We start from the raw sequence: 17446 nt of genomic DNA on the forward strand, positions 1-17446 counted from the left end.
CCCGAGTGCCTCGTCAGTAGTATCATCGGCTCTTCCCATGTCTACGGCCAACAAACAACGACGCGGAACCTCACCCTCCGCCGCGCCCCCCGATGAGGTCGCACTCGACAGCAGCTTCGAGGGCGACTACCGGCCGCGGACGGACGAAGCTCCGCAGACCTCGAATATCCGGGTTGACCCGGTGCATCAGGTCGAATTCCTCCATTCGCTGGCCGACGCTCTCAACACCACCCTCGATCTCAACACGCTGATGCATCGGGTCGGCGATCTCGTCCGCGCCGTGATCGACTACAAGATCTTCGCGATCCTGCTGATCAACGATCGAACCCAGGAGCTCTGGATGCGCTTCCAGATCGGCCACACGCCCGAGATCGAGCGCACACGCCTCAAGATGGGCCGCGGCATCGTAGGCCAGGCAGCCCTGCAGCGGAGAACCCTGCGGATCGACGACGTCACGAAAGAGGAACACTACATCAATGCGAACCCGGAGGTTCGCTCTGAGCTGGCCGTCCCGCTGATCGTGAAAAATCGCGTGATCGGCGTCTTCGACATCGAATCCGAGATTCCGGCCTACTTCACCGCGGAACACCAGCGGCTGCTTGAACTGGTCGCGTCGCGCGTCGCCATCGCCGTCGAAAATGCGCGGCTCTATACACGCGTCTCGCGCCAGGCACAGACTCTTGCGGTGCTGAACGAGATCTCGCGCGAGATCACCAGCATCCTCGATCTCGACGATCTTCTCGAGCGGATCGGCCAACTGCTGAAGCGCGTCATCGATTACCAGATGTTCACGATCCTCCTCTGGAACGAGCGCACGCAGCAGTTTGAGCATCGCTTGTCGTCCCGCTACGGCGAACGGGTCAAGCGGGAGCGCACCGTTGCCATCGGAGAAGGAATCATCGGATCTGCCGCCCAGGCCCGGGAGTCGATTCTTTCTCCCGACGTCCGCAAAGATCCGCGCTACGTGGCCGTCAATCCAGAGACGCGTTCCGAGCTGGCCGTCCCGCTGATCTACAAGGGCCAGGTCATCGGCGTCATCGATCTGGAACACACGCGCGTCAATTACTACAACGACGATCACCAGCGCACCCTTTCCACGCTCGCCGCGCAGGTGGCTATCTCCATCGCGAACGCGCGACTCTATCAGCGCATCCACGAGGAGGAGCAGCGGATGGAGCGCGACCTCGAGATGGCGCGCCAGGTCCAGCTTCGCCTGCTGCCGCCGCAGCCTCCCAGGATGGAGTGCGCCGAGTTCGCCGCGCAGTTCAGCGCCGCCCGCTCGATCGGTGGCGACATCTATGACTTTCTCGATTACGGCCACGGTCGCGTCGCCATCGCCATCGGCGACGTGAGCGGCAAAGCAGCACCTGCGGCGCTCTACGCTGCTCTGGTCAGCGGGATTCTGCGCTCGCTCGCGGCTCAGCACCTGTCTCCGGCGGCCCTACTCTCGGCGCTGAACGATCAGCTTCAGGAACGCAGGCTCGACTCCCAGTACGTGACCATGCTGGTTGCGATCTGGGACGATTCGAATCAGACGCTCCAGATCGCAAACGCAGGCTCGGTACAACCGCTCTTCGTCTCCCTGCTGTCGAGCAGCTCGCGAACCACGGTGGATGTAAAGACGATCAAGGCGGAAGGCTTTCCGCTCGGGCTTTTCCCAGACGTCCAGTACGAAGAGTTCACAATCTCTACACGCACCGGCGATCTCGTAGTCTTCTTTTCGGACGGCATCCCCGACGCCGAAAATGCGAACGGCGACATGTTCGGCACCGACCGTCTGGCCAAGGTGCTGAAGGCGCAACGCCAACCTACAGCCGCTTCGATGGTGAACGCCATTCTGAAGGCGGTGTCGGATTTCCAGTCGGGCACGGAACACTTCGATGACGAGACTCTCGTCGTATTGCGCGCGCTCTGATCTCCACAGGCCTTCGTCTTAAGCCCATCGATTCCAAGCCTGCCGGAGACAAGGTAGGATAAAAATAATGTCTTCCACAATGGATCAGTCGAACGCATCAACTACTCAGATTGTGCGCCCAGCGCGCAGCTTCCAGGGCTCTGTCACCGTTCCCGGCGACAAGTCGATCTCGCATCGTTATGGCATGCTGGCGGGTCTCGCCGAAGGAACGACCCGGCTCTCCAATTTTTCGACGGGCGCCGATCCGCATTCGACCTTGAGCTGCATGGAAGCGTTGGGAGCGAAGGTTGAGAAGGACGGCACAAGCATTGAGGTGACAGGCGTCGCGGGTTCGTTTCAGCAGCCCGCTGCGGATCTCGACTGCGGCAACTCCGGCAGCACGATGCGCATGCTCGCCGGCCTGGTAGCGCCCCATCCGCATGTCTTTACGATGATCGGCGATCACTCGCTGACCATGCGACCGATGGAGCGCATCCGCAAGCCGCTGTCTGCGATGGGAGCACGCATCGATCTGGTAGACGGCCATGCCCCGATGACGATTCACGGTGGACCGCTGAAGGCCATCGATTTCGAAACTCCTATCCCTTCCGCACAGGTCAAAACTGCCGTTCTGTTCGCGGGTCTGCAGGCCGAGGGCACCACAAGTCTCTCAGAAGCAGTCAGGACGCGTGATCACTCTGAACACGCCCTGAAGGCGTTTGGCGCCACCCTTACGCGCACCGGAGACCGCCTGAGCATCGCTGGCGGCCAGAAGCTGAAGGCCGTCGAAGCGACTGTGCCCGGAGATATCTCGTCGGCTGCCTTCTTTCTTTGCGCCGCACTTCTCTTTCCCGACTCAAACCTTGTCCTCGACTCGCTTGGCATGAACCCGACACGGGCTGCACTTCTGGATGTCATCACGACCCTCGGAGGCAAGATCAAGGTCCTGATGGTCGAAGAGCATCATGGCGAGACGATTGGAACCATCCAGGTCAATCGCTCGACAGATGGCCTGAGGGGTGCCGAGATTACTGGAGCGCTCTCTGCACAACTGATCGACGAACTGCCAGTCCTCGCAGCGATTGCTCCGTACACTCGGGATGGAGTCGTGATCCGCGACGCCAAGGAGCTGCGTATCAAGGAGTCCGACCGCATCGCGCTAATCGTGAAGAATCTGAAAGCGATGGGCGCGGAGGTTACGGAGCTCGAGGACGGAATGATTGTGCCCGGTAACCAGCAGCTTCACGGTGCCGAGATCGACTCGGGTAGCGATCATCGCATTGCTATGGCCTTCGCCATCGCCGCACTGCGCGCCAGCAGCGAGAATGTGATCCACGGGGCGGAAGCCGCGGCGATCTCCTTCCCCGAGTTCTTTACGTTTCTCGAAGAACTCTCAAAGCGCTAGGCTGAAGTCTCTCTGCAGCATAGCTGGAGAGAAGATCGTCGAGAGCGGATAGCACTTCGGCAACACTTACTTCGTCGATGATGTAGTCGGGCGAAGCCGAGGGCATATCCGCATTCTTGAGGATACGATATCGTTCGTTGTCGACCGGAAGCCACTCAATCGGCGGAGACCATGCAGGGGCGATGACCACCATGGGAAGTCCCGCTGCGCGGCCAATATGGAGCGGCCCGGTGTCCAGGGTGAGGCCCACCGTGGCAAGGCTCATGAGAGCAGTAAGCTGGGAGAGATTTGTCTTTCCCGCTACATTGCTGGTTGCGAACGGAAGCCCGCTGCGCAACTGATCGATGGCAGCCGACTCTGAGGCGGTTCCGACGAAGACGATATTGGCGCCGTAGCGCTCTTTGAGGTAGATGGCCGCCTCGTGGAAGCGCTCAGGACGCCAGCTCTTCCGTTGCGTCACGCTGGTCTGGGTGACGAAGACGACGATTGGCCGGGACAGATCCACTCCTGAATCTGCAAGCAACTCTGCGACGACGGCAGTGTCCTGCTCGGTGAAGAAGATCTTCGGCTCGAAGTGTATTGAGGTATGTCCGAGCGCCTCGACGATGCGCAGGTTGTTTGCGATCTGGCTTGTCGTCCTATCGAAGGCCAATGGAACCTGGAACAGAGCAGGCTCGACCGCGAAACCTACGCGCGTCGAGGCCCCGCCAAACAAGGCCTGAAGCGTTACTACCGTTCGCTCGTTCCCGGAGGGAAAGAGACTTACGAAGTTGGAGTTGTGAAACGGAAACTGCCGCCGTATAGACTGGATGGAAGACTTGAGGTCTTTTAGCGGACTTGGTGTCTCGATCACCGAGTCGATGGCGGGATTGTTCCTGAGGGCGTCGAGCGAGAAGCCACTGGCTACCGCGGCGATGTGGGCAGATGGAACCGCGTGCCGCAGCGCACTGAAGAGCGGGGTGGAGTGGATAACCGTTCCAAGCGCGGTAGCGTGCTGGAAGACGATAAAGTTATCGACCTCGCGGAGGCGGGCCGAAGGAACAGATCGCCGCCCCTCGATCGCAGTGATTCCCCGGAACGCAGCAATTTTGAGATTTCGAACGAGACTCAAATTGGATCCTTGCGAAGCTCTAGTGGAAGCAGACTACATCTTGTAGCGGCCCATCTCGTCGTCATTCAGGTTTTCAAGCCAGCGGCGCATCTCATCCGCGTTGATCGTCTGATTACCGCTGGCAGCCTGGCGCGAGTTCTCCAAAACATCGCGGTTGACGTAGATGGGGCAATCCCAACGAAGAGCAAGAGCGATGGCGTCGGAGGGCCGCGCATCCATGGCTACCGTCTCTCCCGCCTGGTCGAGCCAGATGACAGCATAGAAGGTGTCATCCCGAAGCTCGGAGACGACGACTTTGCGCACCTCGGCGTTCAGATTGCGGGCCATGTTCCGCATCAGGTCGTGGGTCATGGGCCGCGGTGTTGCGGTCTTTTCCAGCTCCAGTGCGATGGCGTTAGCCTCGAAGATCCCAACCCAGATCGGGAGCACCATGTCGCTGGCAATGTCCTTGAGGACAATGATCGGCATATTGGTGACGGGATCCATCATGAGCCCGCGAATCTGCATCTCGACTTCCTCAGGGGCATGGGTAACGGGTTGTGTGTCCACAGAGCTCATATCAGTTCAGTACGACGAAGGGTTGGGGCTGCCGGGTAGCCTGGAAGGACACAGAACCCGCAACAGCCTCTCCAATAAGGCAGTTGGGCATCGTGCGAGTGATGCGGATGGGGAGATAGCTCCCGATCGTGGGCATCGGCATGCTGTCCGCAAGGGTGAAGTTGACGGTCTTGTTCTGGGTGGAACGACCTACCGCCTGCCCGCGCGCCGGGTTGAAGCTTTCGACCATTACTTCGACCGTCTGGCCCAGATGACGGGCGTAGTGCTCGCGCTGAATCTCACGCTGGCGATCATTGAGGATGCGCAGACGCTCCGTCTTGACCTCATCCGGGATACTGTCGGCGATGTGGACGGCCGGGGTGTTGGGCCGCGGAGAGAATTTGAAAGCGAAGACAGCGTCGTAGCGGACGGCACCAAGCAGCGTGATCGTCTCCTCGAAGTCAGCGTCCGTCTCGCCGGGGAAGCCCACGATCATGTCGCTGGTAATCGAGATGTCACGGCTGGCCGCGTGTATCCAGCTCATCCGCTCGAGATACCAGTCCCGGGTGTATTCCCGCGACATTGCGCGGAGCACGGAGGAGGACCCGGATTGAACCGGTAGATGGACGTGATCGCAAAGCGCCGGAGTTGAGTCGATTGCCTCGACGATATCCCGCGTGAAGTCACGAGGATGCGAGGTGGTAAAGCGGACACGCTTGATTCCCGGTATGGTGCCGACGGCGGAGAGCAACTCGGCGAAAGAAAGCTTGCCCGAGGGGTCGCGCCAGGAGTTCACATTCTGACCGAGCAGTTGGATGTCGGTGTAACCCTGCTCGACCATACGGCCAGCCTCAACCAGTACGGAAGCCGAGGTGCGGGAACGCTCCTTGCCGCGCGTATAGGGAACAACGCAGTAGGCGCAGAACTTGTCGCACCCTTCGATGATGGTGATATATCCCCGATGGGGATTGGAGCGAACGGTGAACTCGGTGTCGAAGGTCTGGTCGGTCTGGCGGTCGTCAAGTCCGGTGATGCGGCTCTCCCCTGCCTCCAGACGCGCCAGCATGGTCGGCAAATTGCGATAGGAAGCGGAGCCTGCGACGATCGAGACATAGGGCGCGCGATCGAAGATGCGCTCTCCCTCCTGCTGGGCCACGCAGCCTATGACGGCGAACTTCTTTCCCTCGCCCTGCATGCGTTTGTACTCGTTCAGGCGGTGGAAGACCTTCTGCTCTGCCTTGTCGCGGATGGAACAGGTATTGTAGAGGATCAGGCCTGCCTCAGTCTCGTCCGACACCTGGGTATAACCTTCGTGTTCCAAAGTGCCGATGACCTTTTCAGAGTCATGGGCGTTCATCTGGCAGCCAAAGGTTTCGATGTAAAAGGTCTTACTCACGTTACCAGTATATCGCTGGGAGAGGAGCGGATAAGGAGACCGAATCACGCTTCCCAATCTGCTATGAAGGCTCAGTCCGTATCAGACCCGCTCACCTGTGAAGAGGAAATTCCACAAGAGTCCGAGTCAGTCTGAGGATCTCAGGCGATCTACAGGCACCTCAAGAATTCGGCACCACGCCCTGCACGCTTAGCGGAAAGAGACATTTTTGCAGGTCGCTCTCCTCCAAATGTAAGTAGTTGATAATTATGGATGTTCCTATTCCGCCCGGAGTGCCACCATGGGATCTATCTTTGTGGCCTGTCTGCCAGGTATGACACATCCGATGGAAGCCGCGGTTCCGAGCAGAACTGCGATTCCGATCAATATGGCCAGATCATCGGGCTTCACGTCGAAGAGCATCGTCGCAAGCAGTCGTGTTGAAAAAACTGCTGCGCATACTCCCAGGACAATTCCCGCCATAACGGGAAACATTCCGCGCCTCAGTACGTTCACGAGAATCTCGCGATTGCTGGCACCGAGCGCGATGCGGATTCCGATCTCCTTCGTTCGCTGAGAGACACTGAGAGCCAGCGTGCCCGTGACTCCCACAATCGTGATGAACAATGCGACTCCTGCGAAGATTCCCAACAGCGCCGAGGTGACCCTTGGAGTTCCAAGCTGAGCGCTCCGAAGCTGATCCAGCGTCCGAATGTCACTGACAGGCTGCTCGGAATCGATCTGCTGGATAATTGTGACCACCTGGCCGGAGATTCGCGTGGGCTCACCGCGGGTGCGCACCAGCAGGTGGGGCGATCCCATGAACAATGTCTGTGCCTGCGGAAAGTACACGGCATCGTCAAAGCTCTTATCGAGCCCGTACTGGTGGACGTTGCTTACGATGCCGACGATGGTGATCCACGTCTTGCCGTCGGTGGAGATGTGGCGGCCAAGTGAATCCTGGCCTGGCCAATAGTGCTTCGCCATCTGCGCGTTGACGATCGCTACGCGACTGGCATCTATCGTATCTGCGTCGGTGAAAGTTCGCCCTGACAACAAGGGCGTACCTAAGACACGGAAGTAGTCCGGCGTGATGAGTTGATGATCTATCTGCGGCGGAATCTCTCCGGCGCGCACCGGACGGCCTTCAATGATCACAGCACCATTCATTCCGCTGCGATCGCTGTTGAGTGGAACGCTGGTGCTCATCGCGACAGCTTCTGTTCCGGGAATCTGCTGCGCACGCTCAACAATCTGATGGAAGAAAGTATTCTGCTTGGTCAGCTGATCGTATTTCGTCCAGTTGAGACTGATGTTCATGGAAAGGACGTTTGCTGTCTTGAAGCCTGGATCGACTGAGAGCAGGTTGTACAGGCTGCGCATCATCAGCCCAGCGCAGACAAGCAACACAAAGGAGAAGGCCACCTGAGCGGCGACAAGGATCTCCCGGGTCCTCGACCCAGTCTCGCTTCCGGCAGTCTTCTCGGCGGAACCCGCGAGGATTCCAAGTTTGCTGCGTGCGGCAACCATGGCAGGTAGAGATCCGAAGAGGATACCAGTTAGCAGTGACGTAACCAGTCCAAACAGGAGGACCCGTCCATCGAGATGAATCTCGCTGGACAGCGGAGTCATGCGCGCGGCATACGCGACCAGCAACCTGACTCCAGCGGCGGCCATCCCTAATCCAAGTACACCCCCGGCGAACGCAACGACAAGGTTCTCTATCATCGTCTGGCGGAAGATATCCATTGCGCTCGCTCCGGCTGCGAGCCGAACCGCCGTCTCCCGCGCTCGTTGAAGCTGCCGGGAAAGACCAAGATTTGCTAGGTTGGCGCATGCAAGAAGGAGCACGAGCCCTGCTGCCGCCAGGAGCATCAGGAACGTCGGGCGTGCGGCATGGGTCAACTCATTCTGGACCGGAATCACCGTAAGTGCCATTCCAGCGCCGGCAGGATACGACTTGGGATAGGCATGCTCGAGGCGGTGGTAGATGGTCGCGAGATCGTTTTGGGCCTGAGTTGCAGTGACTCCGGGTTTCAGCCTCGCCAGAATTGTCAACATTCTCGAATCGCGGTTGGCAATCATTCGCGGATCGGAGCGGAAGGGGCATGAAGTGGTGGGCATGTAGACATCGTTCGCGTCGGGATACCCGGGAACAGGCGCAAGCACTCCTATCACTGTGTGAACTCGATCGTTCATCGTGAAAGGACGACCAAGGATTTTAGGATCCGCTCCGAACTCTTTTACCCAGTAGTCATAGCTGAGCACGAGCACGGGAGCAGCGTTCAGGGTCTCGTCCGCCGGAGTTATGAGCCGTCCTAATACAGGCTTCACATCGAGCACCTTGAAGTAATTCGCCGAAACCACGCCGGTCACGACGCGCTCCGGCACCTTCGTTCCCAGGAGAGTGAACGTCATGGAGTGATACTCAGCCAGATCGGAGAATGCGCGTGACTGCTGCCGATAATCCGCAACTTCCTGGACGGAGAAGTCGATGGAATCACGGCCCACGAGCGTCGCCGTCTGTCGAAGACGCATGATCTGCTGCGGATTTCCATACGGAAGGGGGCGAAGCAGAACACCGTCGATGACAGTGAAGATCGCCGTGTTAGCACCGATGCCGAGAGCAAGGGTGAGGATGGCCATCAACGTGTAACCAGGCGAACGCCGCAGCGTGCGGAAGGCATAGCGGAGATCGCGGATGATCTTTTCGACGGACACGAAACTGTTATTGCGCCACGTGTTTTCGAACACTTTCTGACGCGAACCGAACTTGATGTATGCCAATCGTTTTGCGTCCGCGGAGCTGAGACCACAGGCGAGGTTAAGCTCCTGCTCGAGTGCCAGATGCTGTTCGATCTCGCGTCTCAAGTCTTCATCACGGCGGCGTCGGCGGAAAAATCGCGGAATTCTCATCATCACGCTCCCATTACCAGGCCGATTGCACGTGCAAGCTGCTGCCAGCGACGAGTCTCGACGGTAAGCTGCTTCTTTCCCGCTATCGTCAATTCGTAGAATTTCGCCTTACGATTGTTCTCGCTGGCTCCCCAGTAGGACGATAACCAGCCGCGGTCCTCCAGCCGGTGCAGCGCGGGATAAAGCGAGCCCTGTTCCACCTGCAATACGTCCTCAGAGGTGTGCTCAATGATGTGCGCGATGGTATGTCCGTGTGCGGGGCCCATCACCAGAGTTTTGAGAATGAGCATGTCCAGGGTTCCCTGAAGCATCTCCGCTTCAGATGTCTTCTTCGATCGTGCCACGGGCATATTGTTCTCCACTCGAACGTCTATGGGGATAGACTACACCACTCGAACGTCTATGGGAAGAAATTCTGATGCGTTTTCGTTGAAGCTCAAATCTAGATAGCTGGCGCGCTACTATCCTGGGAAGTAGATAACTGCTGCGGTGTCATATGCCCGCAGTCCTCGACTGTTCTGAATCTGATTGGACTTTTGATTTGGTAGCGCCAACGGGGATCGAACCCGTACTCTCAGCCTTGAAAGGGCCGCGTGTTAACCAGTTACACCATGGCGCCAAGGCTTCTGTTTGGGAAGAGCTTGGTAGCGTTACCGGGGCTCGAACCCGGACTCTTCGCCTTGAGAGGGCGACGTGTTAACCAGTTACACCATAACGCCAGATAAACATTTACAGGAGGATTTTCTCTCCAGCTCAGTTACAGAGTATATCTCAAAATGAATGAATCGCAAAAGCGAAGAACCCCACTACAGACCGAGTTTCTTGACCTCGTCGTTGTAGTACTTGCGATAGAGGATGTCCCACTCTTGGGAACCCTCAAGAATGATCTTCCGCTGCGAGGCGATCTTCTGGCGTGCGGCAGCGTCGATCCGGGTCTCCTCAGTCAGCAGCTTCTCGAGCGCTTTTCGCGCCTCCTGACGAATCGTATTGCGATCCTCAAGGAAATCGCACTCGGGAATCTCCGCCAGAGTGTCTGCCACGGTGTGGGCCAGTTTGTTGACTTTGTCGCGGGAGATTCTCACAGCACCGCCTTATACTTACGCGCCAGTTCGTTCTTGACCTTCTTGAACATCTCCGGATAGCTTGCCCCGGTTTTTCGCATATCTTCCTGGAACGCCTCGAGGATGACCCGGACCTCATCATTGATCCGGTCTTCCAGGGCGAGCTCCTCGATCATAGCCGTCGAGACACGCTCGTCGAGAAGGGCCGGTTTTTCAGTCTGGATCATCTTTTCCGCGATGAGATGTTTCACAGTCTGGCGCGCGAGATAGCCTACGTAATCTTTAGAGAAAATCATCGAATTAAAGTCGAATATAACACGCTGGATATAGGTGAGACAGCATGAGTTGTTCTACTTGCGGTGGGGACAGCCATCACTGTTGATGCAGGACTCAGGAAGGCGCAGGCGCTCTACGGGACGACCATTGACGAGATGCTCCTGAACGATCTCACTGGCATCGCGCGCGTGAACATTGCCGTACCAGACTGCCTCGGGATAAACAACCACAACAGGACTATGCTCGCACTGATCCAGACATCCCGACTCATTGGCACGGACCTGATGCTTCAGGCCAGCGTCCTTGATGGCATCTTTGAAGGCCGACTTGAGCTTCTTGCTTCCGCTGGGAAGGCAACTTGGACGGGAGGCGGAGCTGTCGCGCTCGTTGGTGCAGATAAAAAGATGGTGTTCGAAAAGCGGCATCTCTGTTGGATTCTTTGAGATCAGGAAGGATGCACAGGCGCGAACGCTAAAACTTTATCCTGTGGACCTCGTTTTTGAGACAATAGCCTTTCGATGCATCCTGATAATCTCATCTCGCTCAAAGACGACATGGTGGCCTTCATTGCGGGTCACGGTATGCGCAGAATGAACGGCTATGTCTCCGACGATATCCCCTCGGTCCTGTTTGAAGAAGACGGTCCCGATGCATGGAAGGACTTCGTGGAGCTGGCGAAGGCCTCTGAAGCGCCATTTCTAACGATGAGCGAGGCTGTACTTGAGAAAGCGGATATCGCCGCGTTGATTGAAGAGATACGCGACCAGATGTATCCGGACGATGAGTCGCCCGAGGTCGATGATGCGGAGCGGCTGCTGCGGCATGTAGGCAAGATCGGCTATCTGCAGCTCGGGTTTCCGTGCCAGGGTGTCATGTTTCTCTGCGAGATCGCGACCGAGTGGTATGACCGGTTTCAGGACCTGATGGAGACGGTGACGGATCTGGGAAGTATCGTCGTCGACGACAGCGAGAACGAAGACTGAACGAGGCAGATCAAGGTTGGTCACCAGCGAATGTAAGAAAGAACGGGTGTGGCTGACGGAAGTCGCCGACGAAGTCGCTATCCAGGATGTGATCTCTCAGACTGGGTGCCCTCCGGCCATCGCACATCTCCTGGTGTCGCGGGGAATCACGAAGCCGGAAGACGTTCGCAGATTCTTCTCCCCTTCCCTAACCGACCTAACCGATCCGTTGCAGATGCTGGGAATGGAGCGGGCCGTCGCCCGCATACGTCAGGCCGTGCAGCATTCCGAGCCTATCCTCATCTACGGCGATTACGACGTCGACGGCACCACTGCAACGGTCCTGCTGAAGACCGCCATCGAGCGCAGTGCCCCTAAAGAGACCCCGGCGCTTGTGCAATACCACGTTCCGCATCGCATTCGTGAGGGATACGGGATGCGGAGCAGCATCCTGGCGAATGCTGCGGTTTCCGGGATCCGTCTGGTGATCAGCGTGGATACAGGGATTCGCGCCTTTGCGGCAGCGGAGGAGGCGAAAGCCCTCGGCCTCGATCTGATCGTGACCGACCATCACCTTCCCGACGATGATCGTGGGATACCGGATGCGCTCGCGGTCGTGAACCCGGCGCAGGCAGGCTGCAGTTATCCGTTCAAATCTCTTTGCGGTGCAGCGGTGGCCTTTAAGCTGGCCCATGCGATCCTGCGAGCTGGCTGCATCAGTGACGCAGAGCGCGAGCGCCTTGAACAGACACTGGTTCCGTCTTTTCTGAAGCTGGTAGCGATTGCTACGATCGCCGACGCCGTGCCACTCGAAGGCGAGAATCGCATCCTGGCAGCGATCGGACTGAGAGAACTCAGCAATCCGGTTCAGCCCGGACTTCGCGCCTTGATGGAGGTAGCTCAGATCCCAACCGACCGGCCGCCCACGGCGACAGAGGTGGCATTCCGAATCGCTCCGCGCATCAACGCGGCCGGCCGCATGGATGTGGCGAGTGACGTCGTAGATCTGTTCCTGACACGGGATCCGTTCCAGGCACGTGAGCTGGCGGCGAAACTGAACCGCCTGAATGACGATCGCAAGGCAACGGAGGCCAGCGCTCTTGAAGAGATTGAGGAACGGCTGGCAGCGTTGCGGGACAATGACGGCCGCTTCCCTTCTGTGTGTTTCGTCATGGACGATCCTGCGTGGCATCGGGGAGTACTCGGTATTCTTGCCTCACGAATCGTAGATCGAACCGGACGCCCCGCGCTGGTTCTGAGCCATGAGGCGGGTGAGGCTCATGGTTCAGGTCGATCGATCTCCGGGTACCATCTACTGAATGCGTTGACCGAGATACATCAGGAAGACGGTTCTCTATTCACGCGCTTCGGTGGCCACGCCCATGCAGTCGGCTTCTCCTTACCTTCCGATCATGTCTCGTTGCTGCGGGAGAGGATCGAACGTCACAGCGCGGTGTCGCTTCTGCAAGATATGCTCACTCCACCTCTCAAGTATGACGCTGAGGTCCCCTTAGCCGACTTGGATATGCGGTTCTACGATTGGATAGAGCGATGCGCCCCGTTTGGCAACGGGCACGGTGAACCTGTATTCGTAAGCCGAGCGGTAAAGCTAGCCTCGGAGGTCCGCATCCTGAAGGAGCGACATGTCTGTCTGGAGATCTCCGTGGACACTGTGCGGCTCAGCGCACTGGGTTGGAGCCGGGCGGGCATAATGTGGGCCGATATCTGCAAAGAGCTGGAGCTCGGCGCGGGAGCGATGGTGGACATCGCCTATCGCGTTCGGCACAAGAGCAGCGCCTGGTATAGCGGAATTGAGCTGGAGTTAGTCGATCTCAGGCGTGCTTCGGCAGTTTAGAAACACACTGAACGCGGTATGCGCCGTGGTTCGCCCGCCAGAAGTAATTCCTATGCATCGTCTTAGGCGGAGAGACGTCTTATATACTGACCTTTCGCAATGCCGACGACAGAGACAAGACGGCTCAATCCTTACGCGCTAGCGGGAATCATCGTTGCACTCGTTTTTGTTGGGGTCATGGGAATACGCATGGTTACCGGCGACGTGGTCGAGATTCGCGCGGCGGCGGTCACCCATCAAAATCTGATCAGCACGATTCCCACCAACGGACGAGTAGAACCGATCGAGCCATTCCGGGCTCATGCACAAGGGCCTGGAGTAGTCGAAAAGATCTACGTTCATGTGGGCCAGAAGGTCAAGAAAGGCGACCTTCTACTGAAGATGCAGGACTCGGATGCAGTCTCTCGTCTGGCGACAGCAAAGGCGAGCCTGAGCAGCGCCCAAGCGACGCTACACGATCTTCAGCAAGGCGGCACCCAGGAAGAGAGGCTATCCATGGCCTCCGATCTCAGCCGCGCCCAGCAGCAGAAGGATCAGGCGGAACGCAGCCTCTCCGCGTTGCGCGAGCTGCAACAGAAGGGTGCGGCTTCGGCGAGCGAAGTAACCGCTGCGGAGCAGCGGCTTGAGTCTGCCAATGCGACGCTCAAGAGCATCCAGCAGCGACAGACAAATCGCTACAGCTCAACAGATAGGAGCAAGGTTCAGGCGCAGGTCAAGGATGCTCAAGCCTCAGTAGCCGCGGCAGAGAGCACGTATGGGAATGACAACATTCGGACTCCGATCGCCGGGACCGTTTACTCGATTCCGGTTTCGGCTTACGACTTCGTAAATGCCGGAGAGAGCCTGATGGATGTTGCCGACCTTAGGCGCATTCAGGTACGGGCTTACTTCGACGAGCCAGAGATCGGCAAGCTGGCAGTAGGCCAGGCGGTCAAGATCATCTGGGATGCAAAGCAGAACCAGGTCTGGCATGGACATATCAGCCGAGCTCCCTCGACGGTAATTACCTACGGGACTCGAAATGTCGGAGAGTGCATCATTACGGTGGATGATGCACAGGAAGATCTTCTCCCTAACGTTAACGTCAACGTCAGCGTGACTGTTTCGCAACGGTTCAACGTGTTGAGCGTTCCCCGTGAGGCACTGCACACCGAAGGAACGAGCGACTATGTCTATCGTGTGGTGCAGGGCAAACTGGTGCGGACTCCCGTCCAGGTCGGCCTGCTCAATCTGACGCGCGTGGAGATCCTCAGCGGCCTTACCGAAAAAGACACTGTAGCGCTGAATGCGACCAGTAACCGTGATCTTTCGAACGGTCTTGCCGTCAAGATCGTCGAATAGGCTATGTTTACCTCGTTATACAAACATCTTGGACGATCTGCACTCCTGATGATCCTGGCTCTCGCTGCAACGGCCACGGCTGTCGCAGATACGAGCCAGGCAGACACGCTGCTCAAACAGGGGCGAGTGCAAGATGCGGTTACAATTTTGCGCGGAACGCTCTCTGCCCACCCCAAGGATGGACTCGCGCACGCTCTGTTGTGCCGTGTGTACTATGCGCAGGATATGGCTGACCGTGCCGTAAACGAGTGCGAGCATGCAGTACAGGACGACCCTGATAACAGCGATTTCCAGATGTGGCTGGGCCGGTCTTATGGAATGAAGGCGTCCCAAATCAATATGTTGAGCGCGTTTGTGGTCGCAAAAAAGGTCCATGTCGCCTTCGAACGAGCCGTGGAGCTGGACCCGACGAACGTGCAGGCGATGAGCGATCTTGGGCAGTTTTATGTGGCTGCACCTGCCATTGTGGGTGGTGGCGTAGATAAAGCTGCAGCGCTGGTCCCGAAGATGATGCCCCTGTCGCCTCAAAAGGCGCATCGCATTCTGGCATTGATCGCTGAGAAGAGAAACGACCTTGCCACAGCCGAAGCAGAGTTCAAGAATGCGATTGCCGCAAATAAGAGTGCGGAGGCGTGGGTCGATCTCGGACAGTTCTATCAGCAGCAGCACGAACCCGACAAGGCGGCCGCGGCCCTCGAATCGAGCATGGAGGCCAACCATGCTCGAGATGCTGCCCTGGTGGACGTGGCGAGTATCCTCACCGACATTCACCGTCGCCCCGATCTGGCAGAAAAGGCGCTTCGCGAATATCTCGCCTCTCCGGCCAAGACAGATACTGCCCCGGCCTTCAAAGTGCACCTGCAATTGGGAGATATTCTTAAGGGACGCGGAGATACGGCGGGTGCTAAACGAGAATATGCGGCAGCGTTGGCACTGGCGCCTGACTTCGCTCCGGCCCGCAAAGCGGCGGAGAACGCATGAAGGCGAGCGCGATAGGATGAGATACACGGCTATGGCAGGAGTTTTTCCCGACGCATGACCCTATTACGATGTCTTCTCATCACCGCAGCATGCGCCGTCGTGGCATCCACTCCCGCCACCGCCCAGATCTCGTTTACGACAGCCATCGATCTGGCTTTGAAGAACAGCCCCAGAGTTCAGGCAGCACAAGCAGAGGTCGATAAGGCGCACGCGGTACTTTCCGAGACCAAGGATGTTTATATCCCTACCTTCAGCGTCGGCTCGGGACTCGGCTATACCTATGGCTTTCCTTTCGGTGCGCCATCGCTCTTCAACATCACCATCCAGTCGCTTCTCTTCGATGAGTCTCAGAAAAACTACGTTCGGGCTGCTCGCGCAGGTGTGGAAGCAGCGAATCACAATCTGAACGATATTCGGCAGCAGATCATGGAAGATGCCGCCACAAGCTATATCTCCCTTGACGCGGATATCGAACGCATTCAGGCCTCTAGTGAGGAATCCGGTTTCGCCGCCGAGTTGACGAAGATTGTTCAGCAGCGACTGGACGCCGGGCAGGACACAAAGATCGATCTGACCCGCGCCAAACTGACGGCGGCGAATCTGCGGCTGCGCAAGATGCAACTGGAAGATGATGCCAGCAACCAACGTGAGCATTTGGCCCATCTGACCGACCTGCCGGCGGATGGCCTGACGACAGTCCATGCCAGTATTCCCCCGTTCGAGCCGTTCGACTCCACGCCGCCTAAAGACACAGTTCTTCCGGCCTCAATTCAGAGTGCGTACTCCATAGCACAGTCCAGGCTGCAGACTGCCTTTGGCGACTCTCGCAAGATGCATCGGCCCCAGATCGGTCTTGGTGTGCAGTACAGCCGCCTCGCCAGCTTCAACAATTACCAGGATTATTACCGGCCGGGCAGCTTCACCAATTACAACAATCTCCAGGTGGGGCTGCAGTTCACGTTGCCTCTGCTCGACTATTCGCGGAACGCCAGGGCGCGAGAGTCCATGGCCGAGGCGCGCCGCAGTCTGCACGAAGCAGATCGTGCTCGCAACCAGTTCCTGGAAGGTCGGCGCAAGGAAAGCAATACGATTGGGGAACTCCAGGCGCGGACAGAGATTGCGGGACTTGAGCGTGAACTCGCGCTCAATCAGATCGATATCGTCCGGGTTCAGCTTACCAAGGGCAGCCCCGGCAATCAGCCGGTGACCCCGAAGGACGAGCAGAACGCGCGCATTCAGGAGCGCGCGCGTTATCTCGATTTCCTCGACGCCGACCTGCAGCTTCGCCAGACCGAGATCAACCTGCTGCGTTCCAATGGACAACTGGAAAATTGGCTAAAGTCGGCCTCCCAGTTGCCGACGCCCGTTGCATCTAAATCGGAATGAGATGGAAGGGGATTCTCGCAATCATCGTCGTGACCGTTCTTGTCGTTACGGCGGGTGGGCTGGTACGAGACTCAAGAGTAGATACTGACTTTCCGGCTCTCCGGGCCAAATCCGCTGAGTCGGACGTGCGCCGGATCATGGGTGATCCGCGAGAGATACAGAAGAACTGTGACGCCTACGGAACCCTGGTGACCCCCACCTGTGATCATGTCTTCATCTACCGCTCGATCTTTTATCCTCTGCGTGACAAGTACTGGCTCGTATTTTTCGATGATAACAATCAGGTTACGGCGACCTCGAGTCAGCAGTAAACAGCGGAGGAACCCGCGAAACAGGTTCCACAGGC

Annotated in this window: 16 protein-coding genes and 2 tRNA genes; 8 read left to right on the forward strand and 10 right to left on the reverse strand. The window is 57.8% G+C overall.

Annotation, left to right across the window (positions count from 1 at the left end; genetic code table 11):
• Nucleotides 1-37: 37 nt before the first annotated feature.
• Together JAO29_RS08465 and aroA are read left to right on the forward strand one after the other, a co-directional pair.
• Nucleotides 38-1915 carry a SpoIIE family protein phosphatase gene (locus JAO29_RS08465; protein ID WP_334267766.1) on the forward strand — a complete coding sequence of 626 codons (1878 nt, stop codon included), beginning with the start codon at nucleotides 38-40 and terminating at the stop codon, nucleotides 1913-1915.
• A gap of 67 nt (nucleotides 1916-1982) precedes the next feature.
• Nucleotides 1983-3299 (forward strand): 3-phosphoshikimate 1-carboxyvinyltransferase, encoded by a 1317-nt coding sequence (gene aroA, locus JAO29_RS08470; protein WP_334267767.1) that lies wholly within the window; start codon nucleotides 1983-1985, stop codon nucleotides 3297-3299.
• On the opposite strand, the gene JAO29_RS08475 is transcribed toward aroA, so the two are convergent.
• From JAO29_RS08475 to JAO29_RS08520, 10 genes are all read right to left on the reverse strand, one after another.
• Nucleotides 3268-4410, reverse strand: a complete 1143-nt coding sequence (locus JAO29_RS08475) for a glycosyltransferase family 9 protein (protein WP_334267768.1) — start codon at nucleotides 4408-4410, stop codon at nucleotides 3268-3270. The genes aroA and JAO29_RS08475 overlap by 32 nt on opposite strands.
• 33 nt (nucleotides 4411-4443) lie before the next feature.
• Nucleotides 4444-4968: a bifunctional nuclease family protein gene (locus JAO29_RS08480; RefSeq protein ID WP_334267769.1), complete on the reverse strand. Its 525-nt coding sequence runs from the start codon at nucleotides 4966-4968 to the stop codon at nucleotides 4444-4446.
• A 1-nt stretch (nucleotide 4969) separates the two neighbouring features.
• The gene (miaB, locus tag JAO29_RS08485; protein ID WP_334267770.1) at nucleotides 4970-6343 is read right to left on the reverse strand and encodes a tRNA (N6-isopentenyl adenosine(37)-C2)-methylthiotransferase MiaB; all 1374 of its coding nucleotides are present in this window, start codon (nucleotides 6341-6343) and stop codon (nucleotides 4970-4972) included.
• A 258-nt stretch (nucleotides 6344-6601) separates the two neighbouring features.
• Entirely contained in the window at nucleotides 6602-9241 is a 2640-nt protein-coding gene (locus JAO29_RS08490) for an ABC transporter permease (protein WP_334267771.1), read from the reverse strand.
• Nucleotides 9241-9588: a PadR family transcriptional regulator gene (locus JAO29_RS08495; RefSeq protein ID WP_334267772.1), complete on the reverse strand. Its 348-nt coding sequence runs from the start codon at nucleotides 9586-9588 to the stop codon at nucleotides 9241-9243. The genes JAO29_RS08490 and JAO29_RS08495 overlap by 1 nt, the downstream gene beginning before the upstream one ends.
• Nucleotides 9589-9780: 192 nt before the next feature.
• Nucleotides 9781-9857 (reverse strand) — tRNA-Glu (locus tag JAO29_RS08500).
• Nucleotides 9858-9880: 23 nt separating this feature from the next.
• Nucleotides 9881-9957, reverse strand: a tRNA-Glu gene (locus JAO29_RS08505).
• Nucleotides 9958-10044: 87 nt separating this feature from the next.
• On the reverse strand, nucleotides 10045-10320 hold the full coding sequence (locus JAO29_RS08510) for a DUF507 family protein (RefSeq protein WP_334267773.1): 276 nt from the start codon (nucleotides 10318-10320) through the stop codon (nucleotides 10045-10047).
• Nucleotides 10317-10595 (reverse strand): DUF507 family protein, encoded by a 279-nt coding sequence (locus JAO29_RS08515; RefSeq protein ID WP_334267774.1) that lies wholly within the window; start codon nucleotides 10593-10595, stop codon nucleotides 10317-10319. The genes JAO29_RS08510 and JAO29_RS08515 overlap by 4 nt, the downstream gene beginning before the upstream one ends.
• Nucleotides 10596-10649: 54 nt before the next feature.
• On the reverse strand, nucleotides 10650-11000 hold the full coding sequence (locus JAO29_RS08520) for a (2Fe-2S) ferredoxin domain-containing protein (RefSeq protein WP_334267775.1): 351 nt from the start codon (nucleotides 10998-11000) through the stop codon (nucleotides 10650-10652).
• A gap of 93 nt (nucleotides 11001-11093) precedes the next feature.
• Here JAO29_RS08520 and JAO29_RS08525 point away from each other — a divergent pair, with 93 nt between their 5' ends.
• The 6 genes from JAO29_RS08525 (at nucleotide 11094) to JAO29_RS08550 (ending at nucleotide 17411) form a co-directional block, all read left to right on the forward strand.
• Nucleotides 11094-11558 carry a hypothetical protein gene (locus JAO29_RS08525; protein WP_334267776.1) on the forward strand — a complete coding sequence of 155 codons (465 nt, stop codon included), beginning with the start codon at nucleotides 11094-11096 and terminating at the stop codon, nucleotides 11556-11558.
• 46 nt (nucleotides 11559-11604) lie between these two features.
• Entirely contained in the window at nucleotides 11605-13392 is a 1788-nt protein-coding gene (gene recJ / locus JAO29_RS08530) for a single-stranded-DNA-specific exonuclease RecJ (RefSeq protein WP_334267777.1), read from the forward strand.
• A gap of 99 nt (nucleotides 13393-13491) precedes the next feature.
• Nucleotides 13492-14733 carry an efflux RND transporter periplasmic adaptor subunit gene (locus tag JAO29_RS08535; RefSeq protein WP_334267778.1) on the forward strand — a complete coding sequence of 414 codons (1242 nt, stop codon included), beginning with the start codon at nucleotides 13492-13494 and terminating at the stop codon, nucleotides 14731-14733.
• Nucleotides 14734-14736: 3 nt separating this feature from the next.
• The gene (locus tag JAO29_RS08540) at nucleotides 14737-15714 is read left to right on the forward strand and encodes a tetratricopeptide repeat protein (protein ID WP_334267779.1); all 978 of its coding nucleotides are present in this window, start codon (nucleotides 14737-14739) and stop codon (nucleotides 15712-15714) included.
• A 54-nt stretch (nucleotides 15715-15768) separates the two neighbouring features.
• Complete coding sequence (locus JAO29_RS08545; RefSeq protein ID WP_334267780.1) at nucleotides 15769-17100, forward strand: TolC family protein; 1332 nt, start codon at nucleotides 15769-15771, stop codon at nucleotides 17098-17100.
• Nucleotides 17097-17411, forward strand: coding sequence for a hypothetical protein (locus tag JAO29_RS08550; protein ID WP_334267781.1), 315 nt, complete (start codon nucleotides 17097-17099; stop codon nucleotides 17409-17411). Before JAO29_RS08545 ends, JAO29_RS08550 begins: the two co-directional genes overlap by 4 nt.
• Nucleotides 17412-17446 lie beyond the last annotated feature (35 nt).

It is taken from the genome of Edaphobacter sp. HDX4 (genome assembly GCF_036877565.1).
Lineage (GTDB): Bacteria > Acidobacteriota > Terriglobia > Terriglobales > Acidobacteriaceae > Edaphobacter.